At 63.1% G+C, this 21,374-nt stretch carries 16 protein-coding genes and 5 pseudogenes; 10 read left to right on the forward strand and 11 right to left on the reverse strand.

Annotation, left to right across the window (positions count from 1 at the left end; translation table 11 throughout):
* The coding region (locus tag Q9R39_RS23230; RefSeq protein ID WP_311278343.1) for a pyridoxal-phosphate dependent enzyme at positions 1-594 on the reverse strand (594 nt) is incomplete at its 3' end.
* Between the two features lie 207 nt (positions 595-801).
* On the opposite strand from Q9R39_RS23230, the gene Q9R39_RS23235 reads away from it, so the two are divergent.
* From Q9R39_RS23235 to Q9R39_RS23245, 3 genes and pseudogenes are all read left to right on the forward strand, one after another.
* Entirely contained in the window at positions 802-1,578 is a 777-nt protein-coding gene (locus Q9R39_RS23235) for a response regulator transcription factor (RefSeq protein ID WP_311278336.1), read from the forward strand.
* Positions 1,568-2,800: a cell wall metabolism sensor histidine kinase WalK gene (locus Q9R39_RS23240; RefSeq protein WP_006438349.1), complete on the forward strand. Its 1,233-nt coding sequence runs from the start codon at positions 1,568-1,570 to the stop codon at positions 2,798-2,800. The genes Q9R39_RS23235 and Q9R39_RS23240 overlap by 11 nt, the downstream gene beginning before the upstream one ends.
* A 47-nt stretch (positions 2,801-2,847) precedes the next feature.
* Positions 2,848-3,229, forward strand: a pseudogene (locus tag Q9R39_RS23245) (BlaI/MecI/CopY family transcriptional regulator).
* Between the two features lie 38 nt (positions 3,230-3,267).
* On the opposite strand, the gene Q9R39_RS23250 reads toward Q9R39_RS23245, so the two are convergent.
* From Q9R39_RS23250 to Q9R39_RS24810, 6 genes and pseudogenes are all read right to left on the reverse strand, one after another.
* Positions 3,268-3,597 (reverse strand): hypothetical protein, encoded by a 330-nt coding sequence (locus tag Q9R39_RS23250; protein WP_311278337.1) that lies wholly within the window; start codon positions 3,595-3,597, stop codon positions 3,268-3,270.
* A 27-nt stretch (positions 3,598-3,624) separates the two neighbouring features.
* A complete protein-coding gene (locus tag Q9R39_RS23255; protein WP_311278338.1) occupies positions 3,625-4,068 on the reverse strand; it encodes a hypothetical protein in 444 nt (147 codons plus the stop codon).
* Positions 4,069-5,448: 1,380 nt separating this feature from the next.
* A pseudogene (locus Q9R39_RS23260) lies at positions 5,449-5,868 on the reverse strand (IS630 family transposase); the annotation flags it as partial.
* A gap of 406 nt (positions 5,869-6,274) precedes the next feature.
* Entirely contained in the window at positions 6,275-7,894 is a 1,620-nt protein-coding gene (locus Q9R39_RS23265; protein ID WP_311278339.1) for an NAD(P)/FAD-dependent oxidoreductase, read from the reverse strand.
* Between the two features lie 316 nt (positions 7,895-8,210).
* Positions 8,211-8,687, reverse strand: a pseudogene (locus Q9R39_RS24805) (SIS domain-containing protein); the annotation flags it as partial.
* Positions 8,642-9,166: pseudogene (locus Q9R39_RS24810) on the reverse strand (AAA family ATPase); the annotation flags it as partial. The pseudogenes Q9R39_RS24805 and Q9R39_RS24810, both read right to left, overlap by 46 nt.
* Positions 9,167-9,210: 44 nt before the next feature.
* Between Q9R39_RS24810 and Q9R39_RS23280 the strand changes: the two are divergent.
* The 5 genes from Q9R39_RS23280 (at position 9,211) to Q9R39_RS23300 (ending at position 14,816) form a co-directional block, all read left to right on the forward strand.
* Positions 9,211-10,332: an ATP-binding cassette domain-containing protein gene (locus Q9R39_RS23280; RefSeq protein ID WP_311278340.1), complete on the forward strand. Its 1,122-nt coding sequence runs from the start codon at positions 9,211-9,213 to the stop codon at positions 10,330-10,332.
* 189 nt (positions 10,333-10,521) lie between these two features.
* Positions 10,522-11,814, forward strand: coding sequence for an extracellular solute-binding protein (locus tag Q9R39_RS23285; RefSeq protein WP_311278341.1), 1,293 nt, complete (start codon positions 10,522-10,524; stop codon positions 11,812-11,814).
* Positions 11,815-11,822: 8 nt separating this feature from the next.
* On the forward strand, positions 11,823-12,593 hold the full coding sequence (locus tag Q9R39_RS23290) for a tyrosine-protein phosphatase (protein ID WP_063972681.1): 771 nt from the start codon (positions 11,823-11,825) through the stop codon (positions 12,591-12,593).
* Positions 12,594-12,774: 181 nt separating this feature from the next.
* Positions 12,775-13,815, forward strand: a complete 1,041-nt coding sequence (locus Q9R39_RS23295) for a carbohydrate ABC transporter permease (protein ID WP_082904349.1) — start codon at positions 12,775-12,777, stop codon at positions 13,813-13,815.
* A 29-nt stretch (positions 13,816-13,844) separates the two neighbouring features.
* Positions 13,845-14,816 carry a carbohydrate ABC transporter permease gene (locus Q9R39_RS23300; RefSeq protein ID WP_082904351.1) on the forward strand — a complete coding sequence of 324 codons (972 nt, stop codon included), beginning with the start codon at positions 13,845-13,847 and terminating at the stop codon, positions 14,814-14,816.
* Between the two features lie 278 nt (positions 14,817-15,094).
* Here Q9R39_RS23300 and Q9R39_RS23305 read toward each other — a convergent pair whose 3' ends face one another.
* From Q9R39_RS23305 to Q9R39_RS23320, 4 genes are all read right to left on the reverse strand, one after another.
* Positions 15,095-15,664 carry a DNA-binding protein gene (locus Q9R39_RS23305; protein ID WP_063972683.1) on the reverse strand — a complete coding sequence of 190 codons (570 nt, stop codon included), beginning with the start codon at positions 15,662-15,664 and terminating at the stop codon, positions 15,095-15,097.
* 209 nt (positions 15,665-15,873) lie between these two features.
* Positions 15,874-16,638 carry an RES domain-containing protein gene (locus tag Q9R39_RS23310; protein ID WP_182635443.1) on the reverse strand — a complete coding sequence of 255 codons (765 nt, stop codon included), beginning with the start codon at positions 16,636-16,638 and terminating at the stop codon, positions 15,874-15,876.
* Positions 16,639-16,739: 101 nt separating this feature from the next.
* Positions 16,740-17,120: a hypothetical protein gene (locus tag Q9R39_RS23315; protein ID WP_182635440.1), complete on the reverse strand. Its 381-nt coding sequence runs from the start codon at positions 17,118-17,120 to the stop codon at positions 16,740-16,742.
* Between the two features lie 348 nt (positions 17,121-17,468).
* Positions 17,469-18,488 (reverse strand): IS481 family transposase, encoded by a 1,020-nt coding sequence (locus Q9R39_RS23320; RefSeq protein WP_096274643.1) that lies wholly within the window; start codon positions 18,486-18,488, stop codon positions 17,469-17,471.
* A gap of 129 nt (positions 18,489-18,617) precedes the next feature.
* Here Q9R39_RS23320 and Q9R39_RS23325 point away from each other — a divergent pair.
* Both Q9R39_RS23325 and istA read left to right on the forward strand, forming a co-directional pair.
* Positions 18,618-18,890, forward strand: a pseudogene (locus tag Q9R39_RS23325) (Lsr2 family protein); the annotation flags it as partial.
* Positions 18,891-19,680: 790 nt separating this feature from the next.
* Positions 19,681-21,339 (forward strand): IS21 family transposase, encoded by a 1,659-nt coding sequence (gene istA / locus Q9R39_RS23330; protein WP_311278342.1) that lies wholly within the window; start codon positions 19,681-19,683, stop codon positions 21,337-21,339.
* The last annotated feature ends 35 nt before the right edge of the window (positions 21,340-21,374 follow it).

Here is a 21,374-nt window from a genome sequence, read left to right on the forward strand (position 1 = left end):
ACACACCAGCACATCGATATGGCGCAGCTGCGCGATCAACTCCACACCCAACGAGCTGTAACCGGTCACGTTGTCGGGATTGGAATACTGGTCGGGACACCACGCAGCCTCGTCGAGTGCGAGCAGGGCGCGCACACGGTCGCGGCGGGCTTGTTGCCAACCCCCGACCGGGTGGGGCTCGCTGACGACATCGACCCGGGCGCCGTAGGCGGCGAGCATCTGCCGCAAGATCGGTTCCAGTCCCGGATCGGTCACCAAGGTCACCGGATGACCGAACACAATGCCCGCTAGCGCTAACCCCAATCCCAGTGTGCCGCTCGTTGATTCGATGATCTGCGCCCCCGGGGCCAGCTCGCCGCGGGCGCGGGCGCGTTCGACCATGTGCAGCGCCGGCCGGTCTTTCATGCCACCGGGGTTGAAGCCCTCCAGCTTGGCCCAGAAACCGTGCCCGTGCTCGGCAAAGGGTTCTTCGATCCGCAGTACCGGGGTGCCGCCGACCAGCTGACGACTCAGCCCAGCACGGCGCGATGTGGCCTCGGCAGGGAAGGTGGTGGCGAATGGATCACTGGTGGTGAGGCTGTAGGAGACAGTCACACGGGCATCCTCTGCATCGATGGACAGGATGTCGCCGGGCCGAAAGCAGATCAACAGTGTGAGAGGGAACTGGGACATATCGTTCGGCGCGGCGACACCGCCACCTTGCCCACTCAACCTCAAGGCTGATCGGCGGTCGGGATCAAGATCTGCTCAAGAATGCCCGCGGGGTTGGATGGTCGTGTAAACCACCGCCACCATAGGGACGTGCCTCATGACCGCGTCATCGTCGACGACGACCTTCGTGGGCCGGCGGCCCGACCACCGCACGGGCTACACGCGCTGGTCATCGAAGATGAGCCTGACATCGCCGAGGTTGTCGCCGACTACCTGCAGCGCAGCGGATTTGTGGTCACCATCGCCCACGACGGCCAAGAGGGGATCGCCGCCGCACGCACGGTGAGTCCTGCGGTAGTCATCCTCGATCTGGGTTTGCCCTCGATCGACGGCGTCGAGGTGTGTCGGCAGTTACGCACCTTCACCGACGCCTACATCGTGATGGTCACCGCCCGCGCCGACGAGGTCGACACCATCATCGGTCTCGCGGTTGGAGCCGACGACTACCTCACCAAACCGTTTCGTCCTCGTGAGCTGATGGCGCGCATCGACGCCATGCTGCGCCGTCCGCGCCCGACCTCGGCGGTAGACACAGCACACCCGCGGACACTGGGGGAGCTGACCCTGGACCCACAAGGCCGTGAAGTGCGGGTACAAGACACACTCGTGGAACTGACCCGCACCGAATTCGACGTTCTGGAAGCCCTGAGCCGACGGCCCGGTGTGGTGTTCAGTCGAGAACAACTGCTCACCGAAATCTGGGGACCCAACTGGGTCGGCGATGCCCACGTTGCCGAAGTTCATATCGCCAGCCTGCGCCGCAAACTCGGCGACAGCGCCGCGGCCGGTCGATTCATCCGTACCGTGCGCGGCGTGGGCTACCGGATGGGTGACGGCCAACCTCGAGGAGACAGCCATGAACGGTGATCGACGACGGGCACGTATCCCGGGCAGCTTCGGCTCCCGGTTGATGCTGGCCCAGGCCATCGTGATCGGCGGCGGCGGCATCAGCGTCGCGATCGTGGCACTGTTCGTCGCGCCGCACACCTTCCACGATCACCTCGGCCAGTCCAGCCTCGAACCGGGATCAGCACAGGCCGAACACGTCGAGGCCGCATTCACCTTCTCCATCGTCGTCTCGATGACCGCAGCCCTGGTCACCTCGACGATCCTGGCCACGGCCGTCAGCTGGTTCCTGGCTCGCCGCGTACAACAGTCAGTCGCCAGCGTCGCGCGCTCGGCTGTGGCGATCGGCGCAGGCAACTACCGCACCCGTGTTCCCGATCGCCAGCTCGGCACTGAGTTCACCCAGCTCAGCCGAGCCATCAACCAGCTGGCACAACGTTTGAACTCCCAGGAAGACATCCGCAAGCGGATGCTGTCAGACCTCGCCCACGAACTGCGCACCCCGTTGACCACCATCGGCGCGATCACCGACGCCCTCGAGGACGGTGTCCGCGCGCCCGACTCCCACACCTTCGACGTCGTGCGCACCGCCACCACCCGGTTGCAGCGCCTCGCCGAGGACATCGCGACCGTATCCAGCGCCGACGAGCATCAGATGCCATTGCAACCCTCGACGATCACTGTCAATGAACTACTCATCGCGACCTACGAAGAAGCCGCCGAGCTGTTCACCGACGCCGGCGTCACGCTGGGCATCGTCACCACCGCCGCGCGCGTACACATCGATGTCGATGCCGAACGAATGAGCCAAGTACTGCTCAATCTGCTCACTAACGCGCTGCGACACAGCTCCCCGGGCCAGCGGGTCGTAGTGAAAGCCGACACCGCCCCGGCACACGCGGTGCGCATCAGCGTCGTCGACTGCGGGGACGGGATTCCCGCTCAACACCTTCCACACATCTTTGACCGCTTCTACCGCACCGACTCCTCACGGACCCGAGACGCCGGCGGCAGCGGTATCGGACTCACCATCGCCCGCTCCATCGTCGAAGACCATGGGGGCACCTTGCTCGCCGAAAGCCTGGGAACCGGGCACGGAGCCACCTTCACCATCACGTTGCCGACCACAACACGACGTCACATCCACCGCAGCACCCCTGGAACCGAATTCTCCGCAGCCATCGAACACCGCCCGCCTCGCGGCGCTGCCGATGCGCTCCAACGGGACCGAGCTACTAACTGAGGTAGTCCGTCGTAAGATTGACCCGCATCTAGAGATGGTGGGTGAAAATGACTGGGCTGGGTTCGCTGGAACGCGCAGTGATGGACGTGCTGTGGTCGGCCGGTGCGGCGATGTCGGTGCACGACCTAGTCGAGGAACTCCACGACCGCGAACCGCGCCTACACCACAGTGCTCACCGTCGTCACCAACCTGCACAAAAAAGGGTTCGTCGGTCGAGAAAAAGTCAGCCGCGCCTACCGGTACTTCCCCATGCAGACCCGCGAGGAGGCCACCTCACGCACCTTGCGTCAGGTCCTCGACGCCAGCGGAGACTCCGCGGCAGTACTGATGCACTTCGCCCAGACCGTGACACCCGCCGAGCGGGAAGTGCTCACCGAATACCTCAGCCGCAAACCTCGCCACACCCGCGGCGGCGGCACCAAAGCCTAAGCCACAGAAACGTTCCAAGAGTCGAAATCCCGGCCCGACTACTCAACCGGCGCGCGCCCCTTGACTGCGGGAAGTAGATGCGCCACCAGCGCACCGGCCACACCCGCAGCGAAGGCCGCAGCACTCAGCGCCGACACCCAGTCGTGCACATCCACCGCGGTCAGCATCCGCAGCTCGACCTGATCACCGCGCCCGACTCCTGACGGGTCGGATGGCACGAGATCCGACGTTCGGAGCAGCATCACCAGCCAGAACGCGGCCACCGCCTCAAACATCACCACGGCAAGGCCCACCGCACGAGAGATCGTACGGGCAGGACCGCGCGGGCCGAACCGATCCGTACGCGGCACCTCGACACCGTCAGTCATGCCCACCACCTCCTCCGCACACTCGCATCACGCCCCACTTCTACTAACCACCTTCGTATTTTGTGGGAATCGGGCGTGGGCGCCGGGAACGAGGGCGTCGAAGCCATCACCGCGGGAGGCCGGCCGGGCCAGGCGGAAGACTATCGCGGCCACCAGACCGAAGATCGCGATCACACTGCCTGTGCGGGACCACCTCGGGGTTCGATTGAGCTCCGCCCTCAACGCCAGCTCGGCGATCGGATCAGCAGGCACCGCGCCAATCTCGATCGGCGCGCCCGTGGCGGCGAACACGATGAACACCCACATCGCCGAGGCCATCCACACGAGCGGGTCAACCATTACAGCCAACGACGTACCGTGCAGATGAACAGAAAACAGCATGAGCGCCCCAACACAGAGCATCACCAACACGATCGCCGACGAGAAATCGCCCTGGGGAGCAACCACCATCACGCCGACGGCCGCACTCACGGCCACCGCACACGAAACAAGCGCCCGCCACGCCTCCCCACCTCGATCCGGCTGGCGGGCAGCGGCGACACCACACGCTACGACCGCACCGAACAGTCCCAGGAGTGTCCCTTGGGCCACAATGTTTGCGATCACCACGCCTCCAACAGCCAACCTTGAAACTATGCTAGATAGTAGTTTAGGTGGGCTGGAGGGCGCTGACGGAGGGGGAGTAGCTCTATCTTCTTCGTCGGTGGGACCGCCGCCTGCATCGATGAGTTGGTCCTCGCCCCCGATTTGGAAGCCTGGGACATCGAACTCGACCACGAATCATGGCTCACGACGCGTTCAACCCGCTGCCACCCGCTACGCGCTGACTTCGTTCCTAGCCCGTCCTACCTCACGATCAACGTTTTCGCGACGTCTCCCCGCGGAGCTGTGACGGCTACGGTTAAGCAATGTCGTCGACGGGCGTTGTGCGGGTATGGCATTTCAGTAAAGGGTGGGGTGTGTTCGACTCACCGGACACTCCCGGCGGGGTGTACGCCGACGCTCAATCGCTCAGACTCCTAGCGGTAGCCGATCTGAACGATCCACTCGCTTCGATGGGTTTGCGTCCGGGGACGGAAGTCGAGTTCGTTTGGTCAGATGCTGCGGATGACCCGCTCGAAGGTTTGCGCTACGAAGTACAGCAGGCGTGGCCGATCGGCGTGGCCGCTACTCCGCCGTCGCCGCCGGCCGGGGCGTTCTCCACCACCTTTTGGACCAGCGAGGGTGACGCCGGCCCAGATGGTTTGACATCGATGCGCGAGCACCGCCACGAGCAACACTTCAGGTCCCCGCGATCTCTCGATGTTATGTAAGGAGCGCTTGAAAGATACTCTCCCCCAGTGATTTACAAGTGCCGATAATAGATATTATGTCAAGTAACCCGCTGCATATTGCATCTGATGCATCGTCATGGTCGCCCCTCCTTGTGCCACGGACGACAACCGACGTCGCTACGGATACCGTTGCCTACCAGCGGCATCAGTGACAGGGTTTGACGACTTCGGAGAATAACGAAGGCCCACGCCATAGCGTGCTACGGATGGGACTGCGATTAGCTGACCTGCGGCCGCAACACGCATGATGCACTGGATGAATCAATGATTCATCGGATGAGACAGGTGTCCGCGTTCACGCGTCTCGCCAAGACGAATGGTGTCTAGAGGTTCCAGCGCAGGACGCCGTCATCGAAATCGGGTTGCCAGTCGTTGAAGGGGCGCCGGTCTTCGACTGCGGTGGCGAGCTTGTGTAGGAGTACTCGCAGACTCGGCCAGTTCGGGGTGCCGTCGTCAGCATCGACTTTGTCGAACTCTAGTATCTGCCCCCGGTTCTTGCCTGGACGCAGGTCTGCGACTAGTGTCCTGAGTCATTAATTCGTGTGCAGTAGTGGGCGATGGAGTTGAGGATCTGGTCAGCGGTCTTGACCCACACGTAGGGGCGGGGGTTGTCGTTCCAGGTCTCGATCCACGCTCTGATGTCGGCATTGAGTGCTCGTACGGTGCGGTGGGTGGAGCGTTGGAGTTTCTTGGTGGTCAGTTCGGCGAACCAGCGTTCGACGAGGTTCATCCAGGATGAGCTGGTGGGGGTGAAGTGGACAACAAACCGCGGGTGCGCGGTCAGCCATCGCTTGACCGCGGGTGTCTTGTGGGTGGAGGCATTGTCCATGACCAGGTGGACGTCGAGCTCGTCGGGTACCTCGGCGTTGATCTTGCGGAGGAATCCGATGAATTCCGTTGCCCGATGCCGTGAGTGAAGCGAACCGATGACTTTGCCCAATATCCACTGCTCGCGGACCCCGGGTTGCCATTCCCCAGTCTAACAACCGAATGACAATTAATGACTCAGGACACTAGCAGGTAGCCGTCGCGTTCAGCAATGGGCAGGTACTCCGTAATAAGCCGAACACCAGTGCCGTTTCGTCCGGTCGGGAACGGGTTTGCATGGCAAGGATCGATGGGATGGTCATCGTTTCACTACGTGCCGGAGGCGCATCAGCCACATCCGTCGCACTCAACATCTCTTTTGCTTCCTCACATCAATGCACCTGCGTAGTTTCGGTTTCGGCCCTATTATATCAGACGTTAGTCGTCCGATACTAGTGGACGCGGAAGCCGGGACGGCCCGACGCTGAACGGAGTTGCCGTCCCGGCTTCCTTCGCTTGTGGCTGGGTGTTATTCGTTATGCGAAGACGAACCCTTCGAACCCGTTGGCCTCGACCGCGTTGAGTCGCGCGGTGTGTTGTGACAGACCTGCCTGGTAGAACATGTAGACCTGCTTCTTGCCGGGGATGTTCGAGCCCGACCGCCAGTCCTCGGTCTTTTCATAGATCGTTCCGGCGACCTGCTGAGCAAGCTCGTCGGTGTAGTCGCGAGCGAGTTCTTCGGGCGCATCGACGATCGAGACGTCGCGACGGCGAGCCTCGATGACGAGGTCTGCGATGAAATCGCAGATCCGTTCGGCGCAGCGGGGTGCGTTGCCGCCGGGGCTCTGGGGGCCGAACGCATTGAGCATGTTCGGGAAGCCGGGGGTGATGATGCCCAGGTAGGTTTGTGGACCATCGGCCCACTGATCGGTGAGCTTCTTTCCGTTGGCGCGGATGTCGATGGCGTCGTAGGAGCCGGTGACTGCCCGGAAGCCGGTGGCGAAGATCAGGACGTCTAGTTCGTGGTCACCGTCGGTGGTCGATACTCCGGACTCTGTGATGCGCTCGATGGGGGTATGGAGCGTGCTGACCAGCGTCACGTTCGGCTGATTGAAGATCTCGTAGAAGCCACTCTCGAACGGTGGCCGCTTGGCGCCGTAGGCGTGATCAGGGATCAGTAGCTCGGCGGTCTCCGGGTCGTTGACGCGAGCGCGGATCTGCTCGGCCATGTAGTCGCAGAACTCCTTGTTGGCCTCACCGGCTGCGCCGACCTCTGGATAGTTCGAGAAGAACTTGTTGGATCCGCGCATCTTCCAGATGTGGTCGAACATTTCGCGGCGACGAGCCGGGGTGTGTTGGGCGTAGGCGCCAGGTTCCTCGAGAGGTACTTCGAGGAACCCGCCGTAAGAGTTCAGCGTTCGCTGGTGGTAGTCCTCGAACGAGTCCCAGATCTCGGCATGCTCTTCATCGGTGATCGCGCTGTTGTTCAGCGGCGTGCACCAGTTCGGGTGGCGCTGGAAGATGGTCAGGTGCTCGACGCGGTCGGCGATCTCAGTGGCCAATTGGACGCCGGACGAGCCAACCCCAATGATGCCCACACGCTTGCCGGTCAGATCGACTGCGTCATCAGGCCAGAGACCCGTGTGATACTGCGGCCCGGCGAAGCTGTCTCGTCCGGGAATTTCCGGGAACAGGGGGCGGGAGAGAAAGCCCAACGCGGGCACAACAAATCGGGTGGTGATCGTCTCCCCTCGGTTGGTGCGCACGTTCCACACAGCGCGCTCGGCGTCGAACTCCATTGCTTCGACTCGTGTGTCGAGAGAAATCAGGTCGGTCAACTCGAACTCGCGCACCGCCTCGTTGAGGTACGCCTCGATCTCGGGTTGGCCGGCGTAGTGCTCGCTCCACCGCCACCGCTTGTAGAGGTCCTCGGAGGCAAAATACGCATAGAGGTAGCTCTCAGAGTCGAAACGCGCACCGGGGTAGCGGTTCCAGAACCAGGTGCCACCAACACCACTGCCCGCCTCCACCGCACGAACCTGCAGCCCGGCCTGATTCAGCTTGTGCAACTGGTAGATACCGGTAATGCCCAACCCCACCACCAGAGCATCCAGAACGCCGTCGCCTTGTTTCTCCATCGAAGTCTTTCCTTCCACGCGGTTGCGCAACCACCCGTATCTCGTGTGATGCGGGTCACTAGACGGGACTTTACAGACGATAGCTCATGTCTGTGCCATCCCTTCTTGCAAGGTTGTTACATAGAAGAGTGTGAACGCGGAACGTTAATCCAGAGCGACACGCAGAAGAATGGGGTGCCTGTTCGGGATGAACCTGCGGCCTCGACCGCGGGAGTGTTGGTGCCCCTAGTGCCGACGCAGCAGGACGGCCCACGAGATGCTCGTGGGCCGTCCGATGGAGTCGAGTCGTATGGAGACGAAGCGGAGTGGCTGGTGTACAGGTGATACTGCTGGATCAGGGCGCAGGCGGCTCCCCTGGTTCCTCGATCGTCAACTGGGCCACCGTCTCGATGTAGCGATCAGAGACTTTCGGCGCCTTCTGGACTCTGCCGATCACGGCCGAGTGCAAGCTGCTCAGCAGCACGGTCTGAACGATATTCCCGCCGACACGGTCGAGGTCCCAGCGATAGGTCGCGCCGGCAATGAGCGCTACGTCAGCGAGCTCGGCCAGTGCCGTGCGGGCGAAGGCGGTGAGGCCGATGACTGATGCGCCCGCGACCTTGGCCTCTCGAGCGGCCGCGATCGTCAGCGCATTCGAGCCCGACTCGCTGACGGCAAGGCAAACGTCACCACTGCGCAGGCCGACGGCGCTGAGCCGTTGCATGATGGCATCGGCTGTGACTTTCACCTTCGTTTGGCGGGATTTCGCAGGTTCGTTTGGCGGTGTCAGGTGATGCCGATGACGAGGGTGGATCGGGCGGCTTCGACGACGTCGTCGGTGATGGTGTTGAGCTCGTTGATCTGCATGATGCGCTCCATCTGCGTGAACAGTCTGTCGACGAGGCGGAAGTTGCCGCGGGTGATCCGTGCGATCGCGGCGAGGGCTTGAGCGTCGGTGAAGTCGTCGGGATCGAGGGGGTGGCCGTATTTGGGCCAGCGACGTTCCAGCACGAATCGCAGCTCGTCTTTGCTCAGTGGCCGGTACTCGTGGGCGAACCCGACGCGGCTGTAGAGCTGCGGGTAGCGGCTGAATCTCTTCTCGATCCCGGGCATGCCGATGAGGATGACGGCGACGTTGTCGCGGTCATAGTGGTCTCGCACCATTTCCAGGGCGGTGGCATTGAGGCGGTCGGATTCGTCGATGATGATCAGCTCGACGTGCCTTCCCAGAGTCCTGGGTCGCGTCTGCAGTTCTCCGGTGTTGATCAGATGCTCGTCGATGCACGCAGATACCTGGACTGTCAGGCTCGATCGACATCGCAGGCCTTACGCGTGTATTCAAGGGCAGCACGGCCGTGAACGCCGTCGATCTACGGATCGACGACGGAGAGTTCTGCGTCCTACTTGGCCCCTCCGGCTGTGGTAAGACCACGCTGCTGCGCATGATCGCCGGCTTGCTTGAACCAACATCGGGGACGATAGAACTAGACGGTGCCGACATCACCGATGTCCCTTCCAAGAAGCGCGACATCGCCATGGTGTTCCAGAGCTACGCCCTCTATCCGCATCTGAGCGTCGAAAAGAATCTTCGATTCCCCCTAACGCAAGCGCGAAAGGTTGACGGTACGAGGCTCTCCGGTGACGAGATGGCAGAGCGAGTCAACCAGGTTGCTGCATCGCTCGAGATCGATATGCTCCTTGACCGGCTGCCCAAACAGTTGTCCGGCGGGCAACGACAGCGAGTGGCGTTAGGGCGGGCGCTTGTCCGTAATCCGAAGGCGTTCCTGATGGACGAGCCCCTGTCGAATCTCGATGCGTCGCTGCGCACGCAGACCCGACAAGAGCTCACCAGTCTTCACCGACGTCTCGGCGCGACCTTCGTCTATGTGACGCACGATCAGGTCGAGGCGATGACCATGGCCACGAAGATCGTCGTCATCAACAAAGGAATCATCGAGCAGGTCGGCTCCCCGCTCGAGGTCTACGACCGTCCTGCATCGACGTTCGTCGCGAAGTTCATCGGTTCTCCACCGATGAATCTGATCCCGGCGACGGTCACGTCCGTTGCGGGGACCGTCCGTGTTGAAGGAGACGGGTTCGCTGCCGACCTGTGGGCCGGGACCACAGCTGAGATCGACGTGCTGCTGGGCGTTCGACCTGAGCACATCCGAGTCCTGGATCATCACGATCCGACTGCGGCGCTCAGGCTTCCGCTTCTCGTCAGCAACGTCGAACAGCTCGGCAACGAGACGATCGTGTACGGACGCGTGGCAGATTCCGACATCTGCATTCGCGGTGAGCGCCGCAACGATCTCCGACCGGGCGACGCCATCGAGATCGGCCTAGAGCTTGTCCATGCGCACTTGTTCGACAGCGCGTCCGGTCGACGGCTCGAGTGGGTCGCCGACGATCCGGCCGCGTCGAAGCGGGCGAGATCCGTTGAGCCTGACCAGAGGCAGGTCGTCGGCGTCTTCTGACGGTCGTCCGCTATTCGGAAACTGTTCGCTCCATCACATGTGTGCCCACCTGCACTTCGACAACTTCCCCATTTTATTCGATGAAAGGTCAGCTTCATGCGTTCACTACCTCGGCGATCTCGCTCATCCCGTCACGTCCGCGCCGCTCTGGTTATCACTGCGATGTCGAGTCTCGTATTGTCCGGCTGCGTGACGGCCGGGTCGAACACACCCGCAGCTCACTCCGAGGGCGGCCAGTTAGTCGAGCTCTCCGAAGACGACCAGGTCGAGATCGTATTCGAGTCCTACATGCTCTCCGGGCAGGGAATGTGGGGCGACACTATCCCCGGCCTCATCGACTCCTTCGAACAGGAGCACCCGAACATCACTGTGGTCGGGCAGGGCGTCGACTCTGGGAATGCCACCTCGTCGGTCCAGCAGCAAGTGCTTGCCGGGGATCCGCCCGATATCGGACAGATGGTCTTCGATTCGATGGCGTTCTCCGCTGAATCGCTCGGCGGCGCGAACCTCTCTGAACTCGTCGGACAAGAGAAGCTTGACGAGCACTTCGGTGGCAAGTACCCGTTTCACCCGCGGGCTAAGGTGCTCGCCGACATAGACGGGGCTACGTACGGACTGCCCTATGTGTTCTCGACCCCCATCCTCTGGATCAACGAAGACCTGATCGAGGAAGCGGGCATGGATCCCGAGACCATCGACACGAGCACGTGGGAATCTGTCGCCGACATCGCGGACCAAGTCACCGAACACACCGGTCGGCCCTCACTGTCCAACGCCTGCGTGCTGACCACGGGACGCTGGTGCATGCAATCGATGTTCCTCTCCAACGGCGCCCAGGTGCTCTCCGACGATCGCTCAACGATCGAGTTCGGCTCCGACGCCGCGGTGGACACCGTCGATGTGTTCAAGACGATGTACGAGGACGGAATCCTCAGCAACGAGGACGAAATGTCCCAGTACGACACCTTCGCACGTGGCGACACCTATGCCTTCCAGGTGGCCCCGTCTGCTCTGCAGTCCAGCTTCATGCAGGGCGCGGAGGGAAATGACTGGACCCTCGATACGCGGGTGCTTCCGCAGTTCGGTGAGCAGCCTGCGGTACCCACCAACTCCGGTTCCGCTCTCGTGATGTTCTCCCAAGACCCCAAGAAGCAGGCGGCAGCGTGGGAGTTCATGAAGTGGATGACCTCCCCTGAGGCGTACGAGCAGATCACCACGGGAATCGGGCTTCTGCCTCTCCGTTCTTCCATGACGGAAGAAGGTGGCCCGCTGCACGACTTCGTTGAGGCCAATCCGCTCGTCAAGCCGAACCTGGAGCAGCTCGACGAGCTATCGCCATGGGTTTCCTATCCCGGGGATCAATTCGCGCAGATCGATGAACTCCTGGGCACCGCGATCGAGGACTCGGTCTTTCAGGGAGCCGACCCCGCTCAGCGACTTCCGGAGACCGCAGAACGCTCACAGCAACTCCTAGAGAGGTGAACCACGCAATGACCTCCACCGACTCGCCCTCCGGCTTCACAGTTCGTCCGCCGCTGCCCGTCACCAGCTCCAATAACTTCCGTGACCTCGGTGGCACTCCGCTATCTCGCGGAGGTGTGGTCAACTCCAACCAGGTATTCCGCGCGGACGCGCTTCACAAGGTTGATGACGTCGGGCGCGCACTCCTGCGCGACCTCGGGATCTCAAGGATCGTCGACCTCCGTCGCACCGATGAGCTCGACGAGATGCCCAGCGCCGTCGACCGCGAGACCATCGAAATCGTGCACACTCCGATACTCTCCGATGCTGCAAGCAGCCATCAGTTGATGCTCGGTGAGAATCTCGATCTGGCTGGCATCTACGACATGATGATCGACACCCGCGGTGCCAACTTGGCCCGGGCGCTCACGCAAGTGGCGACCGCTCCCGGGCCCGTGGTGTTCCACTGCACAGCGGGCAAGGACCGCACGGGAGTGCTCGCCGCACTCATCCTCGAAGTCGTTGGCGCCGACCGCCAGGCCATCGTGGCTGACTACTCAGCCACTGCGGTCAATCTCGCCGGCGACTGGGCCGAGACGATGCTGGCCAGTCACGATGTCCCGTCGCTGGCAGCCGCCGGTGTCGACATCGTCACGATCATCACACAGAGTCCGGCGCCGCTCATGGAGGCGCTGTTAGAGCGACTCGACCGCGAATACGGCGGCGCTGAGGAATACCTGAAACTGCACGGACTCAGATCTGACGATCTGACAGCCCTGCGGACCAAGCTCACCGGCTGAAACGACCGAAGCGAGAGACAGTGCTCACGACCACGTTGGTGCCACTACACCCCAGCACCCCCAGCCACACGACCCATCAATCGAGCGCGACAGTCCCCACCGTGATCGGCTCGCTCAGCAAGACTGCGAACGCAGAGAGTGGAAAATCAGCGACGATCGTCGCCAGCGGGACGGTCCGCTGATGTTCTCAACCGTCCCGCCCCCGTCGAGCTACCCAGAAGAGCAGCAACTCACCGGTTCCTCGCGGGCGGTGGAATCAACCCGCAAGACCGCTGCTCGGACCCCGCACCTGCTAACCCCGCGCGGCAATTCAAATCTCGGCGACCATAAAACGAGAAAGTCACCATCTCAGCGGCTCTCACCCTATCTATACCTGCTCCCAGCCATGGCCATGCTTATCCTGTGGACATATTGGCCGCTGGTCCAAACCTTTGAGCTGTCATTCTATGACTGGAACATGCTGCCGAACACACCTCGCGAGTTCGTCGGCGTGGACAACTACGCAGATGTCATCGCTCTCCCGGAGATGCGACAAGCAGTGCGGAACACCGTAGTGTACACCGCCGCATTCGCAGTGTTCTCTCTCGTCCTGCCGCTCCTCATCGCCTTACTTTCACAACAGGTCCGAGGCCGCTGGAAGACCTTCTACCAAGCGCTCATCTTTGTCCCATTCCTCCTCACGCCGGTGGCCACGGCTGCTGTCTGGCGTTGGCTGTTCGCGCCGAACGGAGGCACGATCAATATCGCACTGAGCGCTTTCGGAATTGAGTTGGGCAATGTACTCCGCGATCCAGGTCTAGCTATCTGGGCGATCATCATCATGGTCGGTTGGCAGATGCTCGGCTTCGGTGTTCTCGTGATCTCGGCAGGGCTCGCCGGCATCAGTCCCGAATACAGTCAAGCCGCTGGCCTAGATGGAGCATCGGCGATGACGGTGACCAGGAAGGTCACACTGCCGCTGCTGTCACCCACCCTCGTGTTCCTCGGACTCATGACCGTGCTGCTGGCGGCCCAGTGGACCTATCCGATCATCGACATCCTCACCCAGGGCGGGCCGTCGAATAGCTCGACGAACATCTACTACATCCTCTATCAGTTCGGATTTCAGAACTTCGACTCGGGATTATCGTCTGCGGCAGGCGTGCTGTTCTTTATCGCCTTCGGCGCGATCGGCGCCCTCTACATGTGGATGACTCGAAAACTCAGCTTCCACGATGACTGAACCCCGAAATGACCCGGAAGGCGTCTCGCATGTCATTCGTTCTCGAAACATCAGCCCCGGTCGACCCGCACGCAGCGGTGCGGCCCCGCATCCGTCCATCCATATTGGAATCACGGACTACGGCAGCGGAAGACGATCCCAATGACTCCCTAAAGAACCGGCAGAATACCGACTCTGACCTACCCGTGGGGGCACGCAGCGTTGGAGGAATCGCCATCGGCCACGTGATACTGGCCGTCGCCGCGATCTGTAGCATTTTCCCCGTCTATTGGCTCTTTGCCACAGCATTCCGACTTCCAGAAGACCAGCTTTCGCAGAGTCTTATTCCATGGCCGATAAGCATTCAGAACTTCATCGACGTCACGGACCAAATCCCGATTCTCTGGATGATGTGGAACACGTTGGTCATGGCGACTGCTCTCACGGTGTTCCAGTTGTTCACCTCTATACTCGCCAGCTACGCATTCGCCAGATTCGACTTCTACGGAAAATCGGTAGCCTCGTTCCTCTTCATAGGATCATGGCTAGTACCCTTCCAGATCACGATGATCCCGAACTATCTCATGGTCTCCCAGCTGGGACTCCTCAACACGGTCGCTGGTGTCGTCGTACCTAACCTCGTATCGGCATTCGGTGTGCTCATGCTCATGCAGCACATGCGCTCCTTCCCCGGCGAGCTTCTCGACGCCGCCAAGGTCGATGGACGAAACTCCTGGCAGACTCTGTGGAGCATTGTCGTACCCAACATGAAACCCGCACTTGCAGCACTCGCGATCATGCTATTCATCACGGCTTGGAACGATTACCTTTGGCCATCGCTGATCATGCGCCAGTCTGATGCCCTAATCCAAGTTGGCATCCGCTCATTCCTCACCGCCGAGGGAAACAATTGGGGTGCGGTCATGGCAGCTGCGGGGATGGCCTGTATACCCGTGTTCCTGCTCTACATCTTCTTACAGAAATACGTCGTCGCAGGTTTCGTTCGTTCCGGCATGAAGTGAAGGAACGCTCCAGATAGGCGCAAGGCGTGCCTCCTTTGACGACCCTTCCGGATCCGAAGTGCCTAGCGGCGGTTCATCGGTGAGGCGGTGAGACGGGAGTCGACCACCCGGCATGTCACATCGTCTGTGTAAGAGACCGGTCAGTTAGCCCCGCTGCTGGGTCATCAGAGTGGGAGCCGGTTGGGGAATTGCACCGCAAAGGCGTTGAGCGCTAGGCCACTCTGGGTGCCGGCGCCGAGCTGGACACTGCGGGTGGTCTCAATGTTCCGGCGGGATGGCTACGACGCACCTGACTGATCCGCGCCACGAGCGCTATCGCGCAGCGAGTCCAGGACTTCACGCAGCGTGTCCGAGGTTGCCTCCGCCCGGACCCGTGCCCGGTCGGACTCCTCGGCCTTGGTGCGTGCGACGGCGGCGTCCTGGCGCGTTTCCTCGAGCTGGCCGCGCAGCTGCTCGAGCTCGCCGCGCATTCCCTCGAGCTCGCCGAGTGCTCGGTCGCGGGACGCGACCGCCTCGTCACGCTCTGCGGCAGCCTGCTCGGCCGCCTCCAGGGCGTGGGCCTCACCCGCGCGAGCAGCATCGAGCGCCACCGCGGTCGCCTCGTCCGCCTGCTCCGCGGCCCGCTTCCACGCCGCGGCCCACACCGAGGCCACCATCGCCGACATCGCCTCCGACAAATCCGGCGCCGCCGGCACATCCCCGGCCGCCCCGCCAGCATGCTCGCGCATCCACGCGGCCACCTCGCCGATCCGCACCCCCGCTTCGCGCTGCACGGACCGCACGGTGACCTTCTCGCCCCGCGCGAGGAGTACCCCATAGGCGCGAGCAATCTTCTCCGACGTCGACATGACAGCCCCTCCGAATTAGGTATGCGGTAACGGGTAACCGGTAACGTTTCTGGTTACCTACGTTACCGGATTCCGCGCTCGTTGGGTAGCTCGTGCGAGGTGTGTCGCGGCGACCGTGGGGATGGGTGTCCGTCGGCGCGGACACCTTCGGCGACGAGCCAGACGGGGCCCGCGGGCGGCGGGCGGCGGGCGGCGCGTGGGGGCTGGAGCTATCCGGCGGTGAGATTGTAGATATCCAGCACGGCCGCCAACGCGGCATTGTCCGCCGGCGGCGCGACCGGCTGGCCCGGGCCTGCGTCCAGCGCGCCGGCGACGTCGTCGCGCAGCCACACCGCCCAGCAGGACCACTCTGTTCCGTGTTTGGAGTAGTAGTGCACGCCCAGCGCCCGTGCGCCGCCCACCAGTGGGGCGGCCGCCAGCGTGGCGGCCAGTTCGGTCGTCAGATGACGGTCACCGCTACGCGTCTGCGCCACGGTGATCTCGCCGATCCCTCGCTCCCACAGTGACTGTGGAATATGCGAGGCCAGGTAGGTGATGGTGCGCGCGTGTTCGATCTCCACGAACCATCCCGATGCCGGCAGTGCCACCGTGTACAGGCGGTGGGCGTACAGCCAACCGATGTCGACCACGCCGGGTGGCCGAACCCCCAGATCGTTCCAGTCCTGGGCGATCAGAGCGTAGAGATCGGTATCGCCGGGATCATCGAGGTACTCCTGCGCCCGGTAGGGGCCGCCGACCTTCAATGCGCCCAGCAACTCGCCGTACGCGCCCTCGGCGCTACTGGCGCAGTAGATGGTCTGCTCGCCGGGCAGATCGAAACGGTTCCACCCCGCCCGGTCCTCGCTGCTACTCACGCCTCGAGTCGGCGGGTTGAGCACCCCATAGGAAGGTTTAGCCAACCGATAAACGGTCCGTCCGCCGGCCGACAGCAGCGCCAGGCCCGTGTTCGCGCAGACCGTGACCTCGACCGTCACGGGCAGCATCCTCTACCGGCGCACATACTCACCACGGCCACTCTAGGTGGCCCTCCACTGCTCGCCGGGCCGGCCCGCAGGGCAGGGTCACGGGGCGAGCTTTAGTTGTCGGTGCCGTCGACGAACGCCGCGGCAGCACTCATCACCGGCTTGAACTTGCCCGCCGCGATCGCCATAAACGGCGGCTGCTCATCCAACCTGGGGTTCGCGCCGATGAACCATGCCCGGGCGACATCTGACCCCTCGGACGTCGCGACCGCCACCCACGCCCGGTGCGCCACCTGCAGCCGCTGCAACGCGCCATCACGCGGCACCGGACCACCGTCGGCAGACCACTTGTACGGCAGCTTCCTGTCCCGCACACCCGCGGCCACCGCCACCACCGTCGGCCCGAGATGCTGCACCAGCTGACGCGCCAACTCCGCGCTCGACAGCCTCATGGTCTCGGTATGCGCCAAGATCGCCTGATCCACCACAGCCATCGCCCGAACCCCCTTGCGTCAACTCCCGCGACCACCGCCAATCAAGGCAGTAGACGACTACGGGCACCCTGCCCAACACCGTCAATGCTACTCAAATGCCACCAATCGGCAACGCCCGGCGTCCACCGAGTCCGCCAGCGCACCAGCAGCCACACCCGGCGGTGGCTCGTAGGCGGCCTACCTCGCCTCTGTGCGCTCGGGGCCTGGGCGGTTGGCGCTTTCAGAGTCAACCGACGCGACTTGCCGCAACGGGCATAATTCCCCGCAGCAGTTGACGCACCAAGAATGGACAGATCTATGGCTCAGCACTTCCAGGTCAGATACACCGACGACATCGACGGAACCGACCTAGGTGTACTGACCCGCCAGGTTGGGTACGCGGTCGGCGGGTGAGTCGCCTCTGAGTGCGGTGTGGCTGCGTTCGTGATTGTAGATGCGCAGGAACTCGTCGAAGGCGGCCACGCGTTCGGTCTCGCTGTTGTAGGGGCGGGCGTAGGCCCATTCCTCTTGCAGTGTGCGGTTGAATCGTTCCACCTTGCCGTTGGTTTGCGGCCGGTACGGTCGTGTCCATTTGTGTTTGATCCCGTTGTCGGCCAATCGTTTCCGGAACATTCTGGACCGGTAACAGGACCCGTTGTCGGTCATCACCCGTGTGGTCGTGACGCCGATCGAGGCAAAGTGGGCCAAGGCACGCGTCATGAACGCGGTCGCGGTTTCCTTCTTCTCATCAGCGAGGATCTCCGAATAGGCGTATCGGGAGTGATCATCGACGGCGTGGTGCAGGTAGGCGTATCCCAGGTTGGGGCGGCCATGCACGGTGCGGGGCCGGGACGGATCGCGATGGGCACTGGAATTGCGGCCGCCTCGGGCGCGGCCGTGCACGCGGTGCCCACCACCGTCGGGGATCCTGCCCAGCTTCTTGATGTCGACGTGGATCAAGTCCCCGGCAGCTTCGCGTTCATACCGGCGAACCTCACGTCGTCGTGCACGCACCGGTGCTCCGGTGGCCGGGTCGGTCCACGACAACCGCACACACTGGTACCGGGTGAGGATGCGGTGGACTGTGGACACGTTCAACCCCAGGTGGAACCCGATCCGAGCTGGTCCCCAACGGCGCGACACGCGTAACCCCACCACCCGGCGTTCCCGGCGACGGGTGGTGCGATGCGGGCATGAGCGGGGCCGGCTTGAGCGGTCAACCATCCCTGCGGGCCCGTGGTCGCGGTAGCGGTCGGCCCACCGTTTGGCCGTGGTCACCGAGACATTGAAACGGTCCGCGGCACGCCGCAGCGGCCACCCATCCTCGACAACACACCGAGCCAGACGCAGCCGGCCAGTCGGGGACAACGGTGAATTACGGTGAGACATGAAGACCTCCGGGTTGAGGAGCGGTTCTTAGACAGCTCCACACCTCACTCGGAGGTCTTCCCTATGTCGCGCCGACTCGCCGAACCCCGTACCTAACGTCCCGGGTCAGTACACCTAGGCGAGGCAGCAAACACTATCGCGTTCGCCTTCGAGGGCAAGGAATACTCCATCGACCTCAGCGACGACAACGCCCAGGCGCTGCGAGAGGCCGTGGCCCCATACATCGAGGCCGGCCACCGCGTGACCGGAAGAAACACCAAGGCCGCAAGAAAAACCTCCGCGAAGACGCCGTCCGCAGAGACCAGAGCTATTCGCGAATGGGCCCAGGCCAACGGCTACGACGTCTCCGACCGCGGACGCATCCCCGCCGACGTCATGCAGGCCTACCACGCCGCCAACTAACCCTTTGGCGCGGCGAACTGGAGAAAAACACGACCCCACCAGGAGCGATGTAACTGGTAGGAGCGGGTGTTCGGGAGTCGGGAGTAGGAGGTCTGATCGCGGCGTCTCGGGCGGCGAATTACTCTGTGGCACTCTCCATACCGGTAACAGGAGTCGTTTCCCGTTACCCGTTCCCCTGTTACCGATTGCCCGGTGATTCTGGAGGACCAAAACTCCCAGTGTTTCCCTGCCGCTGGAAACTGCGCCAACTTGCACAGCAAGTTGACCAGTACAGCCTGCGTGCCGGTCCTCAGAATTCAGGGCCGAATCAGGACTTTACGGCCGGCCTCCGTGAGTCTCACCCATTTGGCCGTCGACGGATTGTGCACGTCGGTGGCGGGGTACTCCAACCATCGCCGACCGCGGGCGATGCGTTCGCGTATACCAGCCTCGCTCGTGTCCAGGACTCGAGCGCACCAGGAGATTCTCCGCTCGCTGGTGTGTGCTTGGAGCGCGATGAGTTCGAGCACGTCGGGAGCAAGTTCGCCCCGCCCTGCGGCTGAGCGAGCGTCGTTACCGAGAACTGGCGGCTGGTCGGGATCGCGGCCGTATATAGGATCCTGCATTGCGCTAGCGCGGATCAACCAGGCGGTGCTGGTCCCAAGGTGTTAGGGACGTGCTTCGGATAGCAGGGTTCTGATGATCGGGTAGCGCGAGTATGAGCATCGGATAGCGGTGCCGGTCCTCGTGTGCTCGTGTCGGTTCTACGCGTGGCAACCAGGCTGCGCGTGGATCCGAACAGGAGGCACGGGTGACTGATTACCGATTGGTGATGTCGCTACTGCTGCAGGACAGGTCCTACCGGGACATCGAGGCGATCGCGGGTTGCTCGCATCGCACGGTCGCGAAGGCGAAGAAGGTCTGCCACGAGCACGGGTTGACCGCCACGAGCCAGGTCGAGGCGCTCAGCGTCGAGGAGATCGACGCCTTGTTCGCCGATGGGCGCAAGACGCCGTCGAAGGAGTTCGTCGCCTTCGACGTGGCGGCTGCCGTGAAGAAGCGCACGGGCAAGAACAAGCTGCCGCTGCGGGTGCTGTGGGCCAACTACCTCAACACTGACGGCACGCCGGGGCAGCGGCACTACAGCTATCAGCGGTTCTGCCAGATCGTCGGCGAGTACGTGCAGGTCAACGAGCTCACGATGCGGATCGCCCACGTGCCCGGGCACACGATGCAAGTCGACTGGGCGGGCACGAAGATGGCCATCTTCGATCCCGTCACCGGCACCAAGACCACGGTGTCGGTATTCGTGGCGTCGCTGCCGTACTCGGGAATGGTCTTCGCCTGCGGCTGCGTGGACGAGAAGATGCCGCACTGGCTCGACGCGCACCTGCAGGCGTTCGAGTACTTCGGCGGCACGGCGCAGGTGATCGTCCCGGACAACGCCTCCACGGCGTCGAATCAGATCGCCCGCGGCGACCGGGCCCGGGAGGTCAACCGCGAGTACCGGGACTTCCTCGAGTACCACCACACCGCCGCGGTGCCCACGAGGGCGGCGGCACCCCGCGACAAGGGCAACGTCGAGGCCGGCGTGAAGGTGGTGACGAACTGGGTGATCGGACGGCTTGCCGATCGGCGGTTCGCGAGCCTGGACGATATGAACGAGGCGATCGCCGCCGAGGTCGAGGCGATCAACGACCGGACACCGTTCCGCGGCCAGAAGACCAGCCGCCGCGAGCTATTCACCGAACACGAGCAGTCCGAGCTGATCGCCCTGCCAGAGGCTCGCTGGCAGCCGGTCATCTGGAAGAAGTCCAAGGTCAACCGTGATTACCACGTGGAGATCGCCACGGTGAAGTACTCGGTGCCCCACACCTTCGCCGGCCAGCACGTCGATGTGAAGATCACCGGTCCCACGCTCACGGTCATGGCTGGCGGGGAGGTCATCGCCTCCCACACCGTCTCCGGTAGGCGGCACGCCTACGTCACCGATCCCGACCATGTGCCCGCCCAGCACCTGCAGTCATCCGACCTGTGGTCGCGGGCGTACTTCGTGCGCCAGGCCCACAAGATCGGACCGAACACCGTCGCCGCGATCAGCGAGGTCCTCGATCGTCAGCGGATCGAGGCGCAGGGCTACCGCTCGTGCCAGAACATCCTCGCCCTGGCCCGCGGCGACAACAAGATGCTGCTCGAGCGGGCCTGCGGCCAACTCGTCTCCGAGACCGCACGCCGGGCGATCAGCTACACCGCCGTCAAACAGCAGCTGGCGGCACTGAGGGCCCAGGCCGCAGCCCGGCCCACCACGACCGCGGCACCGCCGGCCACGACGACCCGGTTGGCACCGCCGCCAGGTCAGCGAGATACCACCCGGGCGCATCTGGCCGGGCCCGAGCAGTTCAGCCTCGCCGCCCTCACAGGACGCCCGAGCACGAGCGCCGGCACCTCGGGGCAGGAGGAGTCCCAGTGACTGATCGTCATCTCACCGACGCCGACATGCCGCTG

It is taken from the genome of Gordonia sp. AC31 (assembly GCF_031844505.1).
GTDB lineage: Bacteria > Actinomycetota > Actinomycetes > Mycobacteriales > Mycobacteriaceae > Gordonia > Gordonia hongkongensis.

What these genes read in the sequence shown, in the direction of transcription:
- Q9R39_RS23240 (WP_006438349.1), top strand. Translation starts at nt 1,568, where the DNA reads ATGAACGGTGATCGACGACGGGCACGTATCCCGGGCAGCTTCGGCTCC.
- Q9R39_RS23250 (WP_311278337.1), bottom strand. Translation starts at nt 3,597, where the DNA reads ATGACTGACGGTGTCGAGGTGCCGCGTACGGATCGGTTCGGCCCGCGC.
- Q9R39_RS23290 (WP_063972681.1), top strand. Translation starts at nt 11,823, where the DNA reads ATGACCTCCACCGACTCGCCCTCCGGCTTCACAGTTCGTCCGCCGCTG.
- Q9R39_RS23295 (WP_082904349.1), top strand. Translation starts at nt 12,775, where the DNA reads ATGTTCTCAACCGTCCCGCCCCCGTCGAGCTACCCAGAAGAGCAGCAA.
- Q9R39_RS23300 (WP_082904351.1), top strand. Translation starts at nt 13,845, where the DNA reads ATGTCATTCGTTCTCGAAACATCAGCCCCGGTCGACCCGCACGCAGCG.
- Q9R39_RS23305 (WP_063972683.1), bottom strand. Translation starts at nt 15,664, where the DNA reads ATGTCGACGTCGGAGAAGATTGCTCGCGCCTATGGGGTACTCCTCGCG.
- Q9R39_RS23315 (WP_182635440.1), bottom strand. Translation starts at nt 17,120, where the DNA reads ATGGCTGTGGTGGATCAGGCGATCTTGGCGCATACCGAGACCATGAGG.
- Q9R39_RS23320 (WP_096274643.1), bottom strand. Translation starts at nt 18,488, where the DNA reads ATGTCTCACCGTAATTCACCGTTGTCCCCGACTGGCCGGCTGCGTCTG.